15 protein-coding genes are annotated in these 15,502 nt (G+C 70.0%); 6 read left to right on the top strand and 9 right to left on the bottom strand.

Going from position 1 to position 15,502, the window contains the following annotated elements; translation table 11 throughout:
* The 6 genes from ccoO to RT051_RS06430 all read left to right on the top strand — a co-directional run.
* Positions 1 to 536 (top strand): cytochrome-c oxidase, cbb3-type subunit II (gene ccoO, locus RT051_RS06455; RefSeq protein ID WP_313073875.1); only part of this gene is annotated, 536 nt, incomplete at its 5' end.
* 15 nt (positions 537 to 551) lie between these two features.
* Positions 552 to 689: a cbb3-type cytochrome c oxidase subunit 3 gene (locus RT051_RS06450; protein WP_313073872.1), complete on the top strand. Its 138-nt coding sequence runs from the start codon at positions 552 to 554 to the stop codon at positions 687 to 689.
* A 31-nt stretch (positions 690 to 720) separates the two neighbouring features.
* Entirely contained in the window at positions 721 to 1,638 is a 918-nt protein-coding gene (ccoP, locus tag RT051_RS06445) for a cytochrome-c oxidase, cbb3-type subunit III (RefSeq protein WP_313073869.1), read from the top strand.
* Between the two features lie 110 nt (positions 1,639 to 1,748).
* Positions 1,749 to 3,194, top strand: a complete 1,446-nt coding sequence (ccoG, locus tag RT051_RS06440) for a cytochrome c oxidase accessory protein CcoG (RefSeq protein WP_313073866.1) — start codon at positions 1,749 to 1,751, stop codon at positions 3,192 to 3,194.
* 113 nt (positions 3,195 to 3,307) lie between these two features.
* Entirely contained in the window at positions 3,308 to 3,631 is a 324-nt protein-coding gene (locus RT051_RS06435; protein WP_313073863.1) for a FixH family protein, read from the top strand.
* Between the two features lie 181 nt (positions 3,632 to 3,812).
* On the top strand, positions 3,813 to 4,100 hold the full coding sequence (locus RT051_RS06430; protein ID WP_313073860.1) for a hypothetical protein: 288 nt from the start codon (positions 3,813 to 3,815) through the stop codon (positions 4,098 to 4,100).
* 66 nt (positions 4,101 to 4,166) lie between these two features.
* Here the strand turns inward: RT051_RS06430 and RT051_RS06425 are convergent, their stop codons facing one another.
* From RT051_RS06425 to RT051_RS06385, 9 genes are all read right to left on the bottom strand, one after another.
* Positions 4,167 to 5,255 (bottom strand): tartrate dehydrogenase, encoded by a 1,089-nt coding sequence (locus RT051_RS06425; RefSeq protein WP_313073857.1) that lies wholly within the window; start codon positions 5,253 to 5,255, stop codon positions 4,167 to 4,169.
* A gap of 131 nt (positions 5,256 to 5,386) precedes the next feature.
* On the bottom strand, positions 5,387 to 5,833 hold the full coding sequence (locus RT051_RS06420; protein WP_313073855.1) for a GatB/YqeY domain-containing protein: 447 nt from the start codon (positions 5,831 to 5,833) through the stop codon (positions 5,387 to 5,389).
* A 119-nt stretch (positions 5,834 to 5,952) separates the two neighbouring features.
* Positions 5,953 to 6,165, bottom strand: a complete 213-nt coding sequence (gene rpsU / locus RT051_RS06415) for a 30S ribosomal protein S21 (protein ID WP_007833691.1) — start codon at positions 6,163 to 6,165, stop codon at positions 5,953 to 5,955.
* Between the two features lie 155 nt (positions 6,166 to 6,320).
* On the bottom strand, positions 6,321 to 7,469 hold the full coding sequence (locus RT051_RS06410; protein ID WP_313073851.1) for an LD-carboxypeptidase: 1,149 nt from the start codon (positions 7,467 to 7,469) through the stop codon (positions 6,321 to 6,323).
* A gap of 85 nt (positions 7,470 to 7,554) precedes the next feature.
* On the bottom strand, positions 7,555 to 8,799 hold the full coding sequence (locus RT051_RS06405; RefSeq protein WP_313073848.1) for an NAD(P)/FAD-dependent oxidoreductase: 1,245 nt from the start codon (positions 8,797 to 8,799) through the stop codon (positions 7,555 to 7,557).
* A 110-nt stretch (positions 8,800 to 8,909) separates the two neighbouring features.
* Positions 8,910 to 9,713 carry a uroporphyrinogen-III C-methyltransferase gene (cobA, locus tag RT051_RS06400; RefSeq protein ID WP_313073845.1) on the bottom strand — a complete coding sequence of 268 codons (804 nt, stop codon included), beginning with the start codon at positions 9,711 to 9,713 and terminating at the stop codon, positions 8,910 to 8,912.
* Positions 9,706 to 10,647: a DNA-binding protein YbiB gene (gene ybiB, locus RT051_RS06395; RefSeq protein WP_313073842.1), complete on the bottom strand. Its 942-nt coding sequence runs from the start codon at positions 10,645 to 10,647 to the stop codon at positions 9,706 to 9,708. Before ybiB ends, cobA begins: the two co-directional genes overlap by 8 nt.
* Before the next feature lie 147 nt (positions 10,648 to 10,794).
* Entirely contained in the window at positions 10,795 to 12,330 is a 1,536-nt protein-coding gene (locus RT051_RS06390; protein WP_313073840.1) for a TolC family protein, read from the bottom strand.
* Positions 12,327 to 15,497 (bottom strand): efflux RND transporter permease subunit, encoded by a 3,171-nt coding sequence (locus RT051_RS06385; protein ID WP_313073837.1) that lies wholly within the window; start codon positions 15,495 to 15,497, stop codon positions 12,327 to 12,329. The genes RT051_RS06390 and RT051_RS06385 overlap by 4 nt, the downstream gene beginning before the upstream one ends.
* Between the last annotated feature and the right edge of the window lie 5 nt (positions 15,498 to 15,502).

Raw genomic sequence — 15,502 nt, 5'->3', positions numbered from 1 at the left:
CCATCGGCGGCCTGGTGGAGATCGTGCCGCTGTTCTTCCAGAAGTCCACCACCGAAGCCGTGCAGGGCGTCAAGCCCTACACCGCGCTGCAATTGGCCGGGCGCGACGTCTATGTGCGCGAGGGCTGCTACAACTGCCACTCGCAGATGATCCGTCCGTTCCGCGCCGAGACGCTGCGCTACGGCCACTACTCGGTGGCAGGCGAGTTCGTCTATGACCATCCCTTCCAGTGGGGCTCCAAACGCACCGGCCCCGACCTGCACCGCGTGGGCGGCAAGTACAGCGACGAGTGGCACCGCATCCACCTGAACAACCCGCGTGACGTGGTGCCCGAGTCCAACATGCCCGCCTACCCGTGGCTGGAAAAGAACCAGGTGGACGCCGAGGCCATGCCGCGCCACATGAAGGCGCTGCGCACGGTGGGCGTGCCGTACACCGACGAAGAGATCGCCGGGGCCTCCGAGGCCGTCAAGGGCAAGACCGAGATGGACGCCGTCGTGTCCTATCTGCAGGTCCTGGGCCGGGCGCTCAAGTAATCAGAAGGAGCTGCCATGGACATCACCACCATGCGCATCGTGGCCACGCTGGCATCGCTGGCGTGCTTCGTGGGCATCTGGTTCTGGGCGTACATGCGCCGCAACCAGGCCCGCTTCGATGAGGCGGCGCAACTGCCCTTCATCGAGGACTGATGGACTACCGCACCCATAAAAGAGATAACCCATGAGCGATTTCACCAGTAATTTCTGGTCCCTCTACGTAGCGGGCATCACCATCGCCGGCATCGTCGGCTGCGCCCTGCTGCTGTGGCTGACCTCGCGCAAGAAGATCGAGTCCGCCGCCGACAACACCACCGGCCACGTCTGGGACGAGGACCTGACGGAGATGAACAACCCCATGCCCCGCTGGTGGATGTGGCTGTTCGTGCTGACGCTGATCTTCGGCGCCGGCTACCTGATCGCCTATCCGGGCCTGGGCACCTACAAGGGCCAGCTCGGCTGGTCGCAGCTCGGCGAGTACCGCGCCGAGGTCAACCGCGCCCAGACGGAGCTCGAACCCATCTACGCGCGCTTCGCCAGCATGAAGACCGAAGAGCTGGCCACCGACCCGGCGGCCATGGCCATCGGCGACCGCCTGTTCATGAACAACTGCGCGCAGTGCCACGGCTCGGACGCCCGCGGCAGCAAGGGCTTCCCCAGCCTGGTGGATGGCGACTGGCTGCACGGCGGCACGCCGGAGAACATCCACCAGACCATCAAGGAAGGCCGTGTGGGCATCATGCCCCCAATGGCCGCCGCCGTCGGCTCCAGCGATGACGTGCGCAACGTGGCCCACTACGTGCTGAGCCTGTCGGGCAGCCCGCACGACTCCCTCAAGGCGTCGCTGGGCAAGTCCAAGTTCACGGCCTGTGCGGCCTGCCACGGCGCGGATGGCAAGGGCAACACGGCCCTGGGTGCCCCCAACCTCACCGATGACATCTGGTTGCATGGCTGGGGCGAGGCCGCGATTGTGAATATCATCAACAACGGCAAGACCAATGAAATGCCGGCGCAGAAGGACAAGCTGACCGATGCGCAGATCAATGTGCTGACGGCCTACGTCTGGGGCCTGTCCAACAACAAGGCCGGCGGCAACCGCTGATGCCCTGATGTGCGGCCGGCGGTCCCGCTCCCCGAGCGGGACTCCGGCCGTTTTTTCGTTTCCGGAAAGGGTCCTGCCAGCCACCGACCCTTTCTCCCCGAGATCGCCAAATGAAGCCAGCCGACGGGCAGCCCCGCAAGAAGATCATTCCCATCGTTCCCGCAGCCCAGGGGAGTTCCCAGGGCGAGATGGTCTCGCTGTACGAGGCGCAGAAGAAAATCTACCCGCGCTCCATCAGCGGCCTGTTCGCGCGCTGGCGCTGGGCCATGGTGTACCTCACGCAGCTGGTCTTCTACGGCCTGCCTTGGCTGCAGTGGGGCGAGCGCCAGATGGTGCTGTTCGACCTGGGGGCAAGGCGCTTCTACATCTTCGGGCTGGTGCTGTACCCGCAGGACTTCATCTACCTCACCGGCCTGCTCATCATCTCGGCGCTGTCGCTGTTTCTGTTCACGGCGGTGGCGGGGCGGCTGTGGTGCGGCTTTGCCTGCCCGCAGACGGTCTATACCGAGATCTTCATGTGGATCGAGCACAAGATCGAGGGCGACCGCAGCGCGCGCATGCGCCTGGACAACGGGCCGTGGACCTTCGAGAAAATCTGGAAGAAGACGCTCAAGCAGGCCGTCTGGATCGCCGTGTCCTTCTGGACAGGCTTCACCTTCGTGGGCTATTTCGTGCCCATCCGCGAGCTCGGCGGCGAGCTGATGGCGCTGCAGGGCTCGTGGCAGATCTTCTGGGTCCTCTTCTACGGTTTCGCCACCTACGGCAATGCCGGCTTCCTGCGCGAGCAGGTGTGCAAGTACATGTGCCCGTACGCGCGCTTCCAGAGCGCGATGTTCGACAAGGACACCATGGTCGTGACCTACGACCCCGAGCGCGGCGAGCCGCGCGGGCCGCGTAACAAGACCATCGACTACAAGGCCAAGGGCCTGGGCGACTGCATCGACTGCACCCTGTGCGTGCAGGTCTGCCCCACGGGCATCGACATCCGAAACGGCCTGCAGTACGAATGCATCGGCTGCGGCCTGTGCGTGGACGCCTGCGACACCGTGATGGACAAGATGAAGTACCCGCGCGGGCTGATCCGGTTTTCCACGCAGAACGGCGTGGCCAACCACTGGACGCAGTCGCAGATGCTCAAGCGCGTGTTCCGCCCGCGCGTGCTGCTGTACTCGGGCGTGCTGGTGGCGCTGTGCCTGGGCATGCTGGCGAGCCTTGTGGTGCGCACGCCCTTCAAGGTGGACGTGGTGCGCGACCGCGCCGCGCTGTCGCGCATCGTGGCCGGCGGCAAGCTGGAGAACGTCTATCGCCTGCAGATCATGAACGCCACCGAGCAGCCGCAGCGCTACGCCATCAGCGCCCGCGGCCTCGAAGGGCTGGAGCTGGCCTCCGAGCCCGAGGTCGACATCGACGCAGCGGATTCGCGCTGGGTGTCGGTGCGGCTGCACCTGCCCTACGGCGCGGTGCCGCCCGGCTCGCATACCGTGTACTTCGACATCCGCGCCGAGACCACCGGCGTCCAGGTGGCGGAAAAATCCGTCTTCCTGGTGCCGCGCTGACGCCACCCGCGGGCCTCGCAGCCGCGGCGATCCACCCCGAAGCCCCTGCCGGGCGGCTTCGGGGCTTTTTCCTTCCATGATGCCCGCCGGTCGTGCGGGCCCGGGCGCCTTCCATGAGCACCAAGATGTCTTCCTCTCCGTCCCCTCAGGCTGCCGGCCAGCCGCCCTCGCAGCCGTGGTGGAAGTACGGCCATGTCTGGCTGATCATCGCCGGCCCCGCCATCGTGGTCGTGGCCGGCTTCTTCACCCTGTGGCTGGCCATGAGCCGGCCCGACCCCGTGGTGGCCGAGGACTACTACCAGCGCGGGCTGGACATCAACAAGACGCTGCAGGAAGAGGGCGGGGCCGCGGCGGGCACCCAGCAGGCTGCCGGCATGGAGCCAGCCATCAAGGGGCGCAACCACGCAGCCACCCCGGCCGAGCACAAGCCCCGGTGAGCGTGCGGCAGCCGCGCGGCACCGCTGCCGCCGCGCCGCTGCATCGCCTCATCGACTCATCGCAGCGGTGCGCCGCTTTAACAGGTTTTTTCGCGGCGCGGTCTGACAGGGATTCAGGAGTGGCCACCTTTGCACGCAGCCGTCGCAGTGCTAGTCTGCAGGCATTGCATGGAGGTCACTGATGCGCACCCAACGGATGATGTGGATAGGCTGGCCCGCTTTCCTGATGGCGGGCGTGCTGGAGATGGTGGTTTTTGCGTTCGTCGATCCGGGCTCGCTCTACTGGTTCGACCAGCCCGTCACGTTGTCGCGCCAGGGGGTCTATACCATCGCCTTCTTCGTGTTCTGGGCCATCGTCATGGTCTCCAGCGCCCTGACCACCCTGCTCGCGCAATCGCCCTTCGAGATGAACCGCTGCCCGGTGCCCACCGGCGAGCGGCCGCTCGACTGCGCGAAGTTCTCGCCCTGACAGCCAGATCCCTGTGCCCACGCGGCAGCCCGGGCTGACCGGGCCGGCCGGGCCTTGGCAGCTGCGTCAGGCCTGGGCGATGGCCGCGGCCAAGGCTTGGCCGACTTCCGCCGTGCTGGCGCTGCCGCCCAGGTCGGGCGTGCGCGGGCCCGAACGCAGCACCTGCTCGATGGCGCGCAGCATGGCGTCGTGCGCAGCGCGGCCCGCGCCGTCTCCCTCGGTAAGAAAGTCCAGCATCAGCGCGCCCGACCAGACCATGGCGATCGGGTTGGCGATGCCGCGCCCATAGATGTCCGGCGCCGAGCCGTGTACCGGCTCGAACAGGCTGGGAAAGCTGCGTTCCGGGTTCAGGTTGGCCGAAGGCGCAAGGCCGATGGTGCCCGTGGTCGCCGGCCCCAGGTCGGACAGGATGTCGCCGAACAGGTTGGTTGCCGCCACCACGTCGAAGCGTCCCGGCTGCAGCACGAAGCGCGCCGCTAGGATGTCGATGTGCTGCTTGTCCAGCACCACGCCGGGGTAGTCCTGCGCCACTTCTTCGGCGCGCTGGTCCCACCAGGGCATGCTAATGGCGATGCCGTTGCTCTTGGTCGCCAGCGTCACATGCCGGCGCTCGCGGCTGGCGGCCAGGTCGAAGGCGAAACGCAGCAACCGTTCGGCGCCCTTGCGCGAATAGACCGATTCCTGGATCACGATCTCGCGCTCCGTGCCCTCGAACATGATGCCGCCCAGCGCCGTGTATTCGCCCTCGGTGTTCTCGCGCACCACCACGTAGTCGATGTCGCCAGGCTTTCTGCCGGCCAGCGGGCAGGGCACGCCCTCGAACAGGCGCACCGGGCGCAGGTTGATGTACTGGTCGAACTCGCGGCGGAACTTCAGCAGCGATCCCCACAGCGAGACATGGTCGGGCACCGTGGCCGGCCAGCCGACGGCGCCGAAATAAATGGCGTCCATGCCGCTGAGCTGCGCCTTCCAGTCCTCGGGCATCATGCGCCCGTGTTCCAGGTAGTAGTCGCAGTGCGCCCAGTCGAGCGGGTGCAGCTCCAGCTCCAGGCCAAAGCGCTCGGCAGCGGCCTGCACGCAGCGCAGGCCCTCGGGCATGACTTCACGGCCGATGCCGTCGCCGGCGATCACGGCAATCTGAAAGGGGCACTGCATGAGGGTCTCCGCGGGATTTTCCGGTTGGTATGAAAAAGTGAGCAACAACCCAGCGTAATTCCTGGACTTGCGATGAAAAACACTTGCAAATCCTTGATAGGCACCGGTCTTTTGCTATGCAAACTATAGCGTCAGCGTGACAGAGCCGCCTTCACCGCGCTGGAGACCTGGCCCATCTCGGCCTTGCCGGCCAGGCGCGTCTTGGCCACGCCCATGACGCGGCCCATGTCGGCCGGGCCGCTTGCGCCCGTCTCGGCAACGATGGCGCGCACGGCCTCCTCGACCTCGGCGGCCGACATGCGCTCGGGCAGGTAGGCCGACAGCACCGCCAGCTCGGCCTTTTCCTGGTCCGCCAGGTCCTGGCGGCCGGCGGCCTCGAAGGCCTGGATGCTGTCCTTGCGCTGCTTGATCAGCTTGTCCAGCGTCGCCACCACGGCGGCATCGTCGAGCTCGATGCGCTCATCCACCTCGCGCTGCTTGATGGCCGCCTGCAGCAGGCGGATGGTGCCCAGCCGCCCGCTGTCCCTGGCACGCATGGCGGACTTCATGTCTTCGGTGATCTGGCTCTTCAGGCCCATGGCGGTCTCCTGATGGAAAAAAGCAACAAAAAACCCGCGCCTGGCGTCCCTGGCGCGGGTTGTGGGGCGAGACCGGTGAACGACAGACTCGTTCGCGGCGCGCCACGGCAGGGTGCCGGTCAGTACAGCTTCTTGGGCAGCTGCATGCTGCGCACGCGCTTGTAGTGGCGCTTGACGGCGGCGGCCTTCTTGCGCTTGCGCTCGGCGGTGGGCTTTTCGTAGAACTCGCGGGCGCGCAGGTCGGTCAGCAGGCCCAGCTTTTCGATGGTGCGCTTGAAGCGGCGCAGGGCCACGTCAAAGGGTTCGTTTTCTTTTACACGGATGGTGGTCATCAGCTCATGTTTTCCAGTGGGTGCCAGCAGAGGGTTTGCGGGAAGATCGGGCCCACAAGCCGTGCGCGGCGGTTTTGCCCGTCTCTAACTAGTATTGGCCGACGGGCGTTTGCCAGCAAAGCCGGGCATTATATAGCGTATTGGTGAGCTCCAGCTCAGGCGGTGGTGACGCCCTGCGCCAGCTGCAGGCCGCCCCGGTCGGCGTCCAGCGTGACCAGGGCGCCCAGCGGCAACGTCAGGTTGGGTCGGCAGTGGCCGCTCTTCCAGCCCGCCAGCACCGGCACACCGAGCGGCAGCAGCCGCTCGCGCAGGACCTGCGCGAGGCGCCGCGCATCCGCCTCGCGGCGCCCAGGCGTGCTGGTGTCCGCCGAAATGTCGGAAAAATCCCCGACCAGCACGCCGCGCACCTGCTCCAGTTTGCCGGCCAGCTGCAACTGCAGCAGCATGCGGTCGATCTTGTAGGGCGCCTCGCCCACGTCCTCGATGAACAGGATGGAGCCTTGCGTGGCCACCTCCCAGCGCGTGCCCATGAGGGCGCTGATCAGCGCCAGGTTGCCCCCCACCAGCGGCCCCTGCGCCACGCCCCCGCGCAGGGGCACGAGGCTGGCCGGCTCGGGGTGGGGCAGCCAGTCGCCCGCGCCCAGCCGGCCCTGCAGCAGCGACCCCAGGAGCGATTCGGTCGGCTCGGGCGGCTCGCGCAGCAGGTCGGATGCGAGCATGGGGCCGTGGAAAGTGACGAAACCCGCCTCGCGCGCCAGTGCCAGGTGTAGGGCAGTGATGTCGCTGTAGCCGACGAACGGCTTGGGATGGCGCCGCAGCAGCTCCCAGTCCAGCCGCGCCAGCAGCTGCGCGCTGCCGTAGCCGCCGCGCAGGCAGACGATGGCGCCCACCTCGGGATCGGCGAAGGCGGCGTGCAGGTCGTGCGCCCGCTCGGCATCGCCCGCAGCCGGAAACTCATGGCCGTCCAGCCCCTGCGGCTGCTGCAGCGCGCTGGCGTGCAGCCGCGGCACGAAGCCGCGGGCGGTCAGCCACTGGGCCGCCGCCTGCGCCTGCCCGGCCGCCGGTGAGGCAGGGGCCAGCACCGCGACCACCGCGCCGGGGCGCAGCGCCGGCACCGGGCGTGCGCCCGGGGTTGCTCCCGCGGCCTGCGCGGGCGGGCGGCCAGGGCGGGGCGCGCCGGCGGGTGCGGGCCCCGGCAGGCCTGCGCCGCTGGCGGGCTGCAGGGGTGGCCGCTGTCCGCATGCAGACAGGGCCGTGGCCAGCGCCAGGGCGGCCGGGGGGCGAAGAAGGTGGCGACGCTGCATGGCTGGCCTCGAGCGGAGTCTGGATGGGGAGTGTGCAAGTGGCGAGGAAGGCGGCAGAAGCGGGAAGGGCGGGGCGGATGCCTCTTCAACCTGCGGCCAGCGCCTGCGCGCAGGCGTGGGCGCTGGACCAGGCCCACTGGAAGTTGTAGCCGCCCAGCCAGCCCGTCACGTCCACCACCTCGCCGATGAAGTACAGCCCGGGTTGGTGGCGACACTCCAGGCTCTGCTGCGACAGGGCGCGCGTGTCCACGCCGCCCAGGGTCACCTCGGCCTTCTTGTAGCCCTCGGTGCCGGTGGGGGTCAGGCGCCAGTCGGCCAGGGCCTCGGCCAGGCGCTGCAGGGCGCGGTCGCCGGCCTCGTTCACGGGGCGCTGCCATTCCTCGTTCTGGCCGGCCCAGGCGTCGGCCAGGCGCGTCGGCACATGGGCGGCGAGTTCGTTGGCGATGCGCTTCCTGGAGCGCGCCTTGGCCTGCAGCAGGGCCGCGCCCAGGTCGGTGCCCGGCGCCAGGTCGATCTGCAGCGCCGTGCCCGGCTGCCAATAGCTGGAAATCTGCAGCACCGCCGGGCCCGACAGGCCGCGGTGCGTGAACAGCAGATCCTCGTGAAAGACGGCTCGCCCCTTCTTGCCCTCGCCCGTGGCGATGGCCACCGGCAGCGCCAGGCCGGCCAGGCCGGCGTAGGGCGCCCAGGCCGCGCCGTCGAAGGTCAGCGGCACCAGGCCGGGGCGCTGCTCCACCAGGGGCACGCCGAACTGGCGCGCGATGCGGTAGCCGAAATCGGTCGCGCCGATCTTCGGAATCGACAGGCCGCCCGTGGCCACGACCAGGCTGCGCGCCTGCACCGGGCCCCGGTCGGTATCGATTTCATAGCAATGACCCGTTGTCTGCTCTGGGCCTGCGGCCAAAAAGGCCACATTTTTCACACTGCAGGGCTGCCAGCGCTCGACGCCGCCGTCGGCGCACTCGGCCAGCAGGAGGCCGATGAGGTCCTCGGCCGAGCGGTCGCAAAACAGCTGGCCCTTATGCTTTTCGTGGAAGGCGATGCCGTGGCGCTGCACCAGGGCGATGAAGTCGGCCGGCGTATAGCGACTCAGCGCCGAGCGGCAAAACTGCGGGTTGGCGCCGACGAAGTGGCGCTGCGGCGCGCGCACGTCCAGGTCGCGGTTGGTGAAATTGCAGCGACCGCCGCCGGAGATGCGGATCTTCTCGGCCACGCGCGCCGAGTGGTCGATCAGCAGCACCCGCAGGCCGCGCTGCCCTGCCTGGGCGGCGCAGAACAGGCCGGCGGCGCCGGCGCCGATGATGACGGCGTCAAAGAAGGGAGGGGTCACGAAAGACAGGGCAGGGCGGCGCCGCCGGGCGGCGCGGGCTCACGGTCCCACGGCGCCCGCCGCGGGAAGGAGCGGGTGCGCGATTGTGCAGCGGAACCGGGCCGGCGCCGTCAGCCGGCGGCAGCCGCTTGTCGCACCGCATCCAGCCGCGGCCCGGCCAGCGCCCCCATGCCCCGCACCACGTCGCCCACCACGATCACGCTGGGGCTGGCCAGTCCCTCGCGCGCCAGGGTCACGTGCAGCGCGGCCAGCGTCGTGGTGGCGTGGCGCTGGTGGGGCAGGCTGGCATGCTGCACCACGGCCACGGGCGTGTCGGCGGCCAGGCCTCCGGCCAGCAGGCCGTCCTGGATCTGCCGTGCGCCGCGCATGCCCATGTAGATGACCAGGGTCAGCCGCGCCTGGCTGGCGGTGGCGGCCAGCAGCGGCCAGTCCACCCCGGCGCCGCCGGGCTGGGCATGGCCGGTCAGCAAGACCACGCCCTGGGCGTGCGCGCGGTGGGTCAGCGGCACGCCCAGCGCCGTGGGTCCGGCCAGCCCGGCGGTGATGCCGTTGACCACCACGGGCTCGATGCCGGCGGCGCGCAGCGCCTCGGCCTCTTCGCCGCCGCGCCCGAAGATGAAGGGGTCGCCGCCCTTCAGGCGTACCACCGTCTCGCCCGCGCGCACCTCGGCCACCATCAGCCGCTCGATGAAGGCCTGGGGCGTGCTGCGGCAGCCCCCGCGCTTGCCCACGTGCACGATGCGCGCGCTGGCCGGCGCCAGCGCCACGATGTCCTCGCTCACCAGGTCATCGACCAGCAGCACCGTGGCGCGCGCGATGGCGCGCGCGGCCTTCAGGGTGAGCAGTTCGGGGTCGCCCGGGCCGGCGCCGACCAGGGTGCAGCTGCCCAGGGGGCGCTGAGGGGTGTCAGGCATGAAGGCTCTCCTGGTTCAAGGCGCCGACCTGGCGGGCCAGCTGCATGATGTGACGCACCTGGCGGGCCAGCGGCGCGGGCACGGGCAGGTCGCCCGCCAGCACGGCCCGGGTGTAATGGCCGGTGCTGACCGCGTCTATGGCGGCGGGCAGGCCGGGCACGCTGTCGGCCGTGCCTGGCTCCTGGGGGCTTGCCAGCACCTGCCGGCCGGCCACGAAGCCGTCATGGCGTGCCTGGCGGCGCGGGTCGGCCGCCACCTCGCCCTCCAGGCCGCGCGAGACGAACAGGTGCATGGCGCGCGTCTGCGCCACGGCGCAGGTCAGGTCCAGGTAGTCGGCATGGGTGTGGCTGGTGACCACCAGCGTCGGCCCGGCGCAGGGCGCCAGCAGCTTGGCCACGCTGTGCGCCGGTGTGCGCAGGCCGATCACCTCGCGCACCGTCAGCAGGCGCGCCAGGCCGGGCAGCAGCGCGGCGCTGGCCAGGTGCGCCACCGCGCCCGGCGCCACGGCCGTGGCGGAGGCAAGCGCGGGTACGCCCAGGGCCTGCAGCACTTCGGGCGCGGTGACGCGGCGCTCCTCGGTGCGCATGCCGTGCAGCAGCACCGGCAGGCCCTCGCGCGCCAGCAGCAGGGCCAGCAGCGGCGTGAGCACGGGCAGCCGGCGCGCGCCGTTATAGCTGGGCAGCACGACCAGCGGCAGAACGCCGGGCGAGGGCGGCAGCAGTGCCATGCGCGCCTGCACGGCGTCGAGAAAGCCGCACATCTCCTCGGCCGTCTCGCCCTTGATGCGCATGGCCAGGCAGAAGGCACCCACTTCCAGGTCGGTGGCCTGGCCGTCGAGCAGCTGGCCGAACAGGTCGGCCGCCTGCGCGCGATCCAGCGCCTGGGCACCGCGCGCGCCGCGGCCGATGTCCTTGAGGTAGTGGCTGATGCCCATGCTGCGCCGCCTGTACGTCCGTTATGCGAAAACGCAGATTGTGGGGGTTGGCTGATGACGCGTGGTTATATGGTTCTGCGGCGCCTGCCCGGCTACCCGGTTTTGTATTGAAAACCGCGGAAACCGTTGCCAGTGCTGGACGGGCAGCTATGGTTCGAGGAGCTGACCCGCCTCCCAGCGCCCGCCCAGGGCGCGGTACAGCGCCACGCGGTTGGCCTGCTCGGCCTGCTGCAGGGCGATCAGGCCCTGCTCGGCGGCGTACAGGCTGCGCTGGGCATCGAGCACGCCCAGGTAGCTGTCGGCACCCAGGCGAAAGCGCGCCTCCGACAGCTCGAACGCGCGCCGCGTGGCCTCCAGCAGCGAGCGCTGGGCGGCCAGGCGGCCGGCCAGGGTGCCGCGGTCGGCCAGCGCGTCCATGACCTCGCGAAAGGCGCCCTGGATGGCGCGCTCGTACTGCGCCAGCGCCGTCTCGCGCGCCACCTCGGCCACGCGCAGGCTGGCGCGGTTGCGGCCGGTGTCCAGCAAAGGCAGGCGGATCTGCGGGGCGAAGCTCCAGGTGCCGTTGCCGCCGGCGAACAGGCCCGACAGCTCGTTGCTGGCCGTGCCCACCGAGGCCGTCAGGCTGATGGTCGGGAAGAAGGCCGCGCGTGCCGCGCCGATCTGCGCGTGCGTGGCCTGCAGGGCATGCTCGGCCGCGCGCACGTCCGGGCGTGCCAGCAGCACCTGCGAGGGCAGGCCGGCGGGCACCTCGGGCAGTGCGGTGGCGGGCGCGGGGGGCGGCAGCGCCGGGCCTGCCTGCACCGGGCTGAAACGGGTGGCAGCTGGCGTCGCCCCGGCCAGCGCCTGCACGCCCGGCGGCAGCAGGTTGGTCGGCACCGGCGCGCCCACGAGCAGCGCCAGCAGGTTGCGCCCGCGCGCCACCTGGGCCTCGAAGGCGCCGGCCTCGGCGCGGGCGGCATCGACCGTGGTCTGCACCTGCGCCAGCGTCAGGCCCGAGGTGGCGCCCAGCTCGTGGCTGCGTCGGGTCAGCTCCAGCTGCTGCTCGCGCGCCTGCAGCGTGGCGCGTGCCAGGTGCAGGCGGCGCGCGTCGGCGTCCAGCGCCAGCCAGGCCAGCATGACTTCGCTGGCCACGCTGATGCGGGCACTGGCCTGGTTGTCCTGGCTGCGCAGGAACTCCTGCAGCGCCGCCTCGTTCAGGTTGCGCACGCGGCCCCAGAAGTCGAGCTCGAAGCCGGCCAGGCCCACGCCCACGCTGTACTGGCTGGCCGTGTTGCCGCGCCCGGCGGCCGTGAGGTCGTCGGCCGTGCGCGCGCGGCTGGCGCTGCCCGTGCCGGCCACGCTGGGCAGGCGGTCGGCCTGGGCGATGCCGTACTGCGCGCGGGCGCGCTCCACGGCCAGCACGGCCACGCGCAGCTCGCGGTTGCCGGCCAGCGCCTGCTGCACCAGGGCGCGCAGGCGCGCGTCCTGCACGAAGTCGGCGTGCCCGGCCTCGCCGGCCAGGGGCGCCAGCGGCACCTCGGCGCCGGGCTCGGCCTGCAGCGCGGCCGGCACGGGCAGCGCCGGTGCCTCGTAGGGCGGCGCCAGCGACATGCAGGCCGGCAACAGCAGGGGCAGGGCCAGCAGGGCGGCGCGCGCCAGCGGTCGGGGCGCGCAAGGGGTGGGCAGGCAGGGCACGGGAGTCATGGCGAGGAGGCGGCGGTGTGTGGGGTGGCGGCGCCGTCATCCGCCGCGCGGGCCGCGCCGCGCGTGAACAGGCGGCGCACGACCAGGAAGAACACGGGCACGAAGAAGATGCCCAGCAGGGTGGAGAACACCATGCCGCCCAGCACGGCCGTGCCGATGGCCTGGCGCCCGCCGGCGCCCGCGCCGGTGCCGATGGCCAGCGGCAGCACGCCGAAGCCAAACGCCAGCGACGTCATCAGGATGGGCCGCAGGCGCAGGCGCACGGCCTGCACCGTGGCCTCGATGATCGACAGGCCGCGCTCCTGCAGCTGCACGGCGAACTCGACGATCAGGATGGCGTTCTTGGACGCCAGGCCCACGGTGGTGAGCAGCCCCACCTGGAAGTACACGTCGTTGGCCATGCCGCGCGTGTAGGTGGCGACGAGCGCGCCGATCACGCCCAGCGGCACGGCCAACATGACCGAGACCGGCACGCTCCAGCTCTCGTACAGCGCAGCCAGGCACAGGAACACGAACAGGATGGACACGGCGTACAGCATGGGCGCCTGCGCGCCCGACTGGCGCTCCTGCAGCGAGGCGCCCGTCCACTCGAAGCCGATGCCCGGCGGCATCTTCGCCATGATGGCCTCGACGGCGGCCATGGCGTCGCCCGAGCTCGCGCCGGGGGCCGTGTTGGCATCCATCTCCAGCGCCGGACTGCCGTTGTAGCGCATGAGCTGGGGCGAGCCGCTGGTCCAGGTGGTGGTGGCGAACGAGGCGAAGCGCACCATCTCGCCGTTCTTGTTGCGCACCGCCCACTGGCCGATGTCCTGCGGCAGCATGCGATACGGTGCATCGCCCTGCAAATAGACGCGCTTGACGCGGCCGTTGTGGATGAAGTCGTTGACGTAGTTGCCGCCCAGGGCAGTGGACAGGACCTGGTTGATGTCGCTGGTGGACAGGCCGAGCGCGGCGGCCTTGCGGTCGTCCACCACTACCTTCAGCTCAGACGTGTCGTCAAAACCCGTGGTGCGCATGTTGATGAGCTGCGGCACGTCGCGCGCGGCGGCGATCAGGTCGTCCTTGGCCTGCATCAGCGCGTCGTGGCCCAGGCCGTTCAGGTCTTTGAGCACGAAGTTGATGCCGGCGCTCGAGCCCAGGCCGCGCACCGGCGGCGGCAGGGTGACGAAGATGCGTGCGTCGCGGATGCGCGCCAGCGCCTTGTTGGCCGCGCGCGCTATGTGCTCGGCGGACTGCGAAGGCAACGGCCGCTCGGCCCAGGTGGTCAGGCGCACGAACATGCTGCCCGAGCTCTGGTTGCCATTGAAACCCAGGATGGCGTTGGTGCTGAAGACCTCGGGCTGGTCCTTGAAGTACAGGCGCACCTGGTCCATCACCTCGGCCAGGCGCGCGTCGGTCGCTCCGGAAGGCAGGGTGACGTTCACGCGCACGAAGCCCTGGTCCTCGTTGGGCAGAAAGGACGTGGGCAGGGCGCGGAACATCAAGGCCACGGCCGCCAGCACCACCGCGAACAGGAGGGCCATGCGCCCGGTGCGGCGCAGCAGGCGCGCGACCGTACCCTGATAACGCGTGGCGCCGGCGTCGAAATAATGGTTGAAGCCGTTGAAGAAGCGGTCCAGCCAGCCCAGCGGCCCGGCGCGCGGCGTGCGCCCGGCCTTGTCGTGGGCGATGGGCTTGAGCAGCGTGGCGCACAGCGCCGGCGTGAGCGTGAGCGCGACGAACACCGACAGCGCCATGGCGGCGACGATGGTCACCGAGAACTGCCGGTAGATGACGCCCACCGAGCCGGCAAAGAAGGCCATGGGCACGAACACCGCCGACAGCGTCAGGCCGATGCCCACCAGCGCCGGGGTGATTTCGCGCATGGACTTGCGCGTGGCTTCCTTGGCCGGCAGGCCCTCCTCGCTCATGACGCGCTCGACGTTCTCCACCACCACGATGGCGTCGTCCACCAGCAGGCCGATGGCCAGCACCAGGGCGAACATGGTCAGCATGTTGATGGAGTAGCCCATGGCCGAGAGCACGCCCAGCGTGCCCAGCAGCACCACCGGCACGGCGATGGCCGGGATCAGCGTGGCGCGGAAGTTCTGCAGGAATAAGAACATCACCAGCGTGACCAGCACCATGGCCTCGGCCAGGGTCTTGACCACCTCGTGTAGCGAGGCGCGCACGAAGGGCGTGGTGTCGGAGCTGACGAAGCCGGTGATGCCGTCCGGGAAGTAGGGCGCCAGCTCGGCAATCTTTGCCGCCACCGCGTCGGCCACGGCCATGGCGTTGGCGCCGTCGGCCAGCACGATCCCCAGGCCGGCGCCGGGCTGGCCGTTCAGGATGGAGCGCACGGTGAGGTTGTCCGCCTCCAGCGCCACGCGCGCCACGTCGGCCATGGTGACCACCGAGCCGTCGCTCTGCGCCTTGAGCACGATGTCCTGGAACTCCTGCACGGTTTGCAGCTTGGAGCGCGCCGTGACCGTGGCGTTGAGCATCTGGCCCGGCACGGCCGGCAGCGCCCCGAGCTGACCGGCCGAGACCTGCACGTTCTGCGCATTGAGCGCCGCCACCAGGTCCGACGGCATGAGCGCGTATTTCTCCAGCAGCTGCGGGTCCATCCAGATGCGCATGGCGTAGCTGGTGCCGAACACCGTCACGTCGCCCACGCCATCCACCCGGGCGATCACGTCCACCACGTTGCTGGTCAGGTAGTCGCCGATCGTCACCTGCGACACATGCGGGTCGGGCGAAGTGAAGACGTAGGTGACGAGGTAGTCCTGCCCGCCCTTGTTGACGAACACGCCCCGGCTTTTCACGGCCTCGGGCAGGCGGTTGAGCGCGCCCTGCAGCTTGTTCTGCACCTGCACCTGGGCCACGTCGATGTCGGCGCCGGGAGCGAAGGTGAGCGTGGTGCGCGAGCGGCCGGCCGAGTCGCTGGTGGACTGCATGTACAGCAGGTTGTCCAGGCCCTTGAGCTGCTGCTCGATGACCTGGGTGACGGAGTTTTCCACCGTCTCGGCCGAGGCGCCGGTGTAGGTGGTGTTGATGGTCACGCGCGGCGGAGCGATGTCGGGGTACATCTCCAGCGGCAGCGTGAAGATGGACAGCGCGCCGGCCAGCATGACGACGATGGCCAGCACCCAGGCAAAGACCGGGCGATTGATGAAGAACTGCGCCATGGCCG

Source organism: Melaminivora sp. (assembly GCF_032059615.1).
Classification (GTDB): domain Bacteria; phylum Pseudomonadota; class Gammaproteobacteria; order Burkholderiales; family Burkholderiaceae_C; genus Melaminivora.
This window is presented reverse-complemented; position numbering and strand designations above follow the sequence as displayed.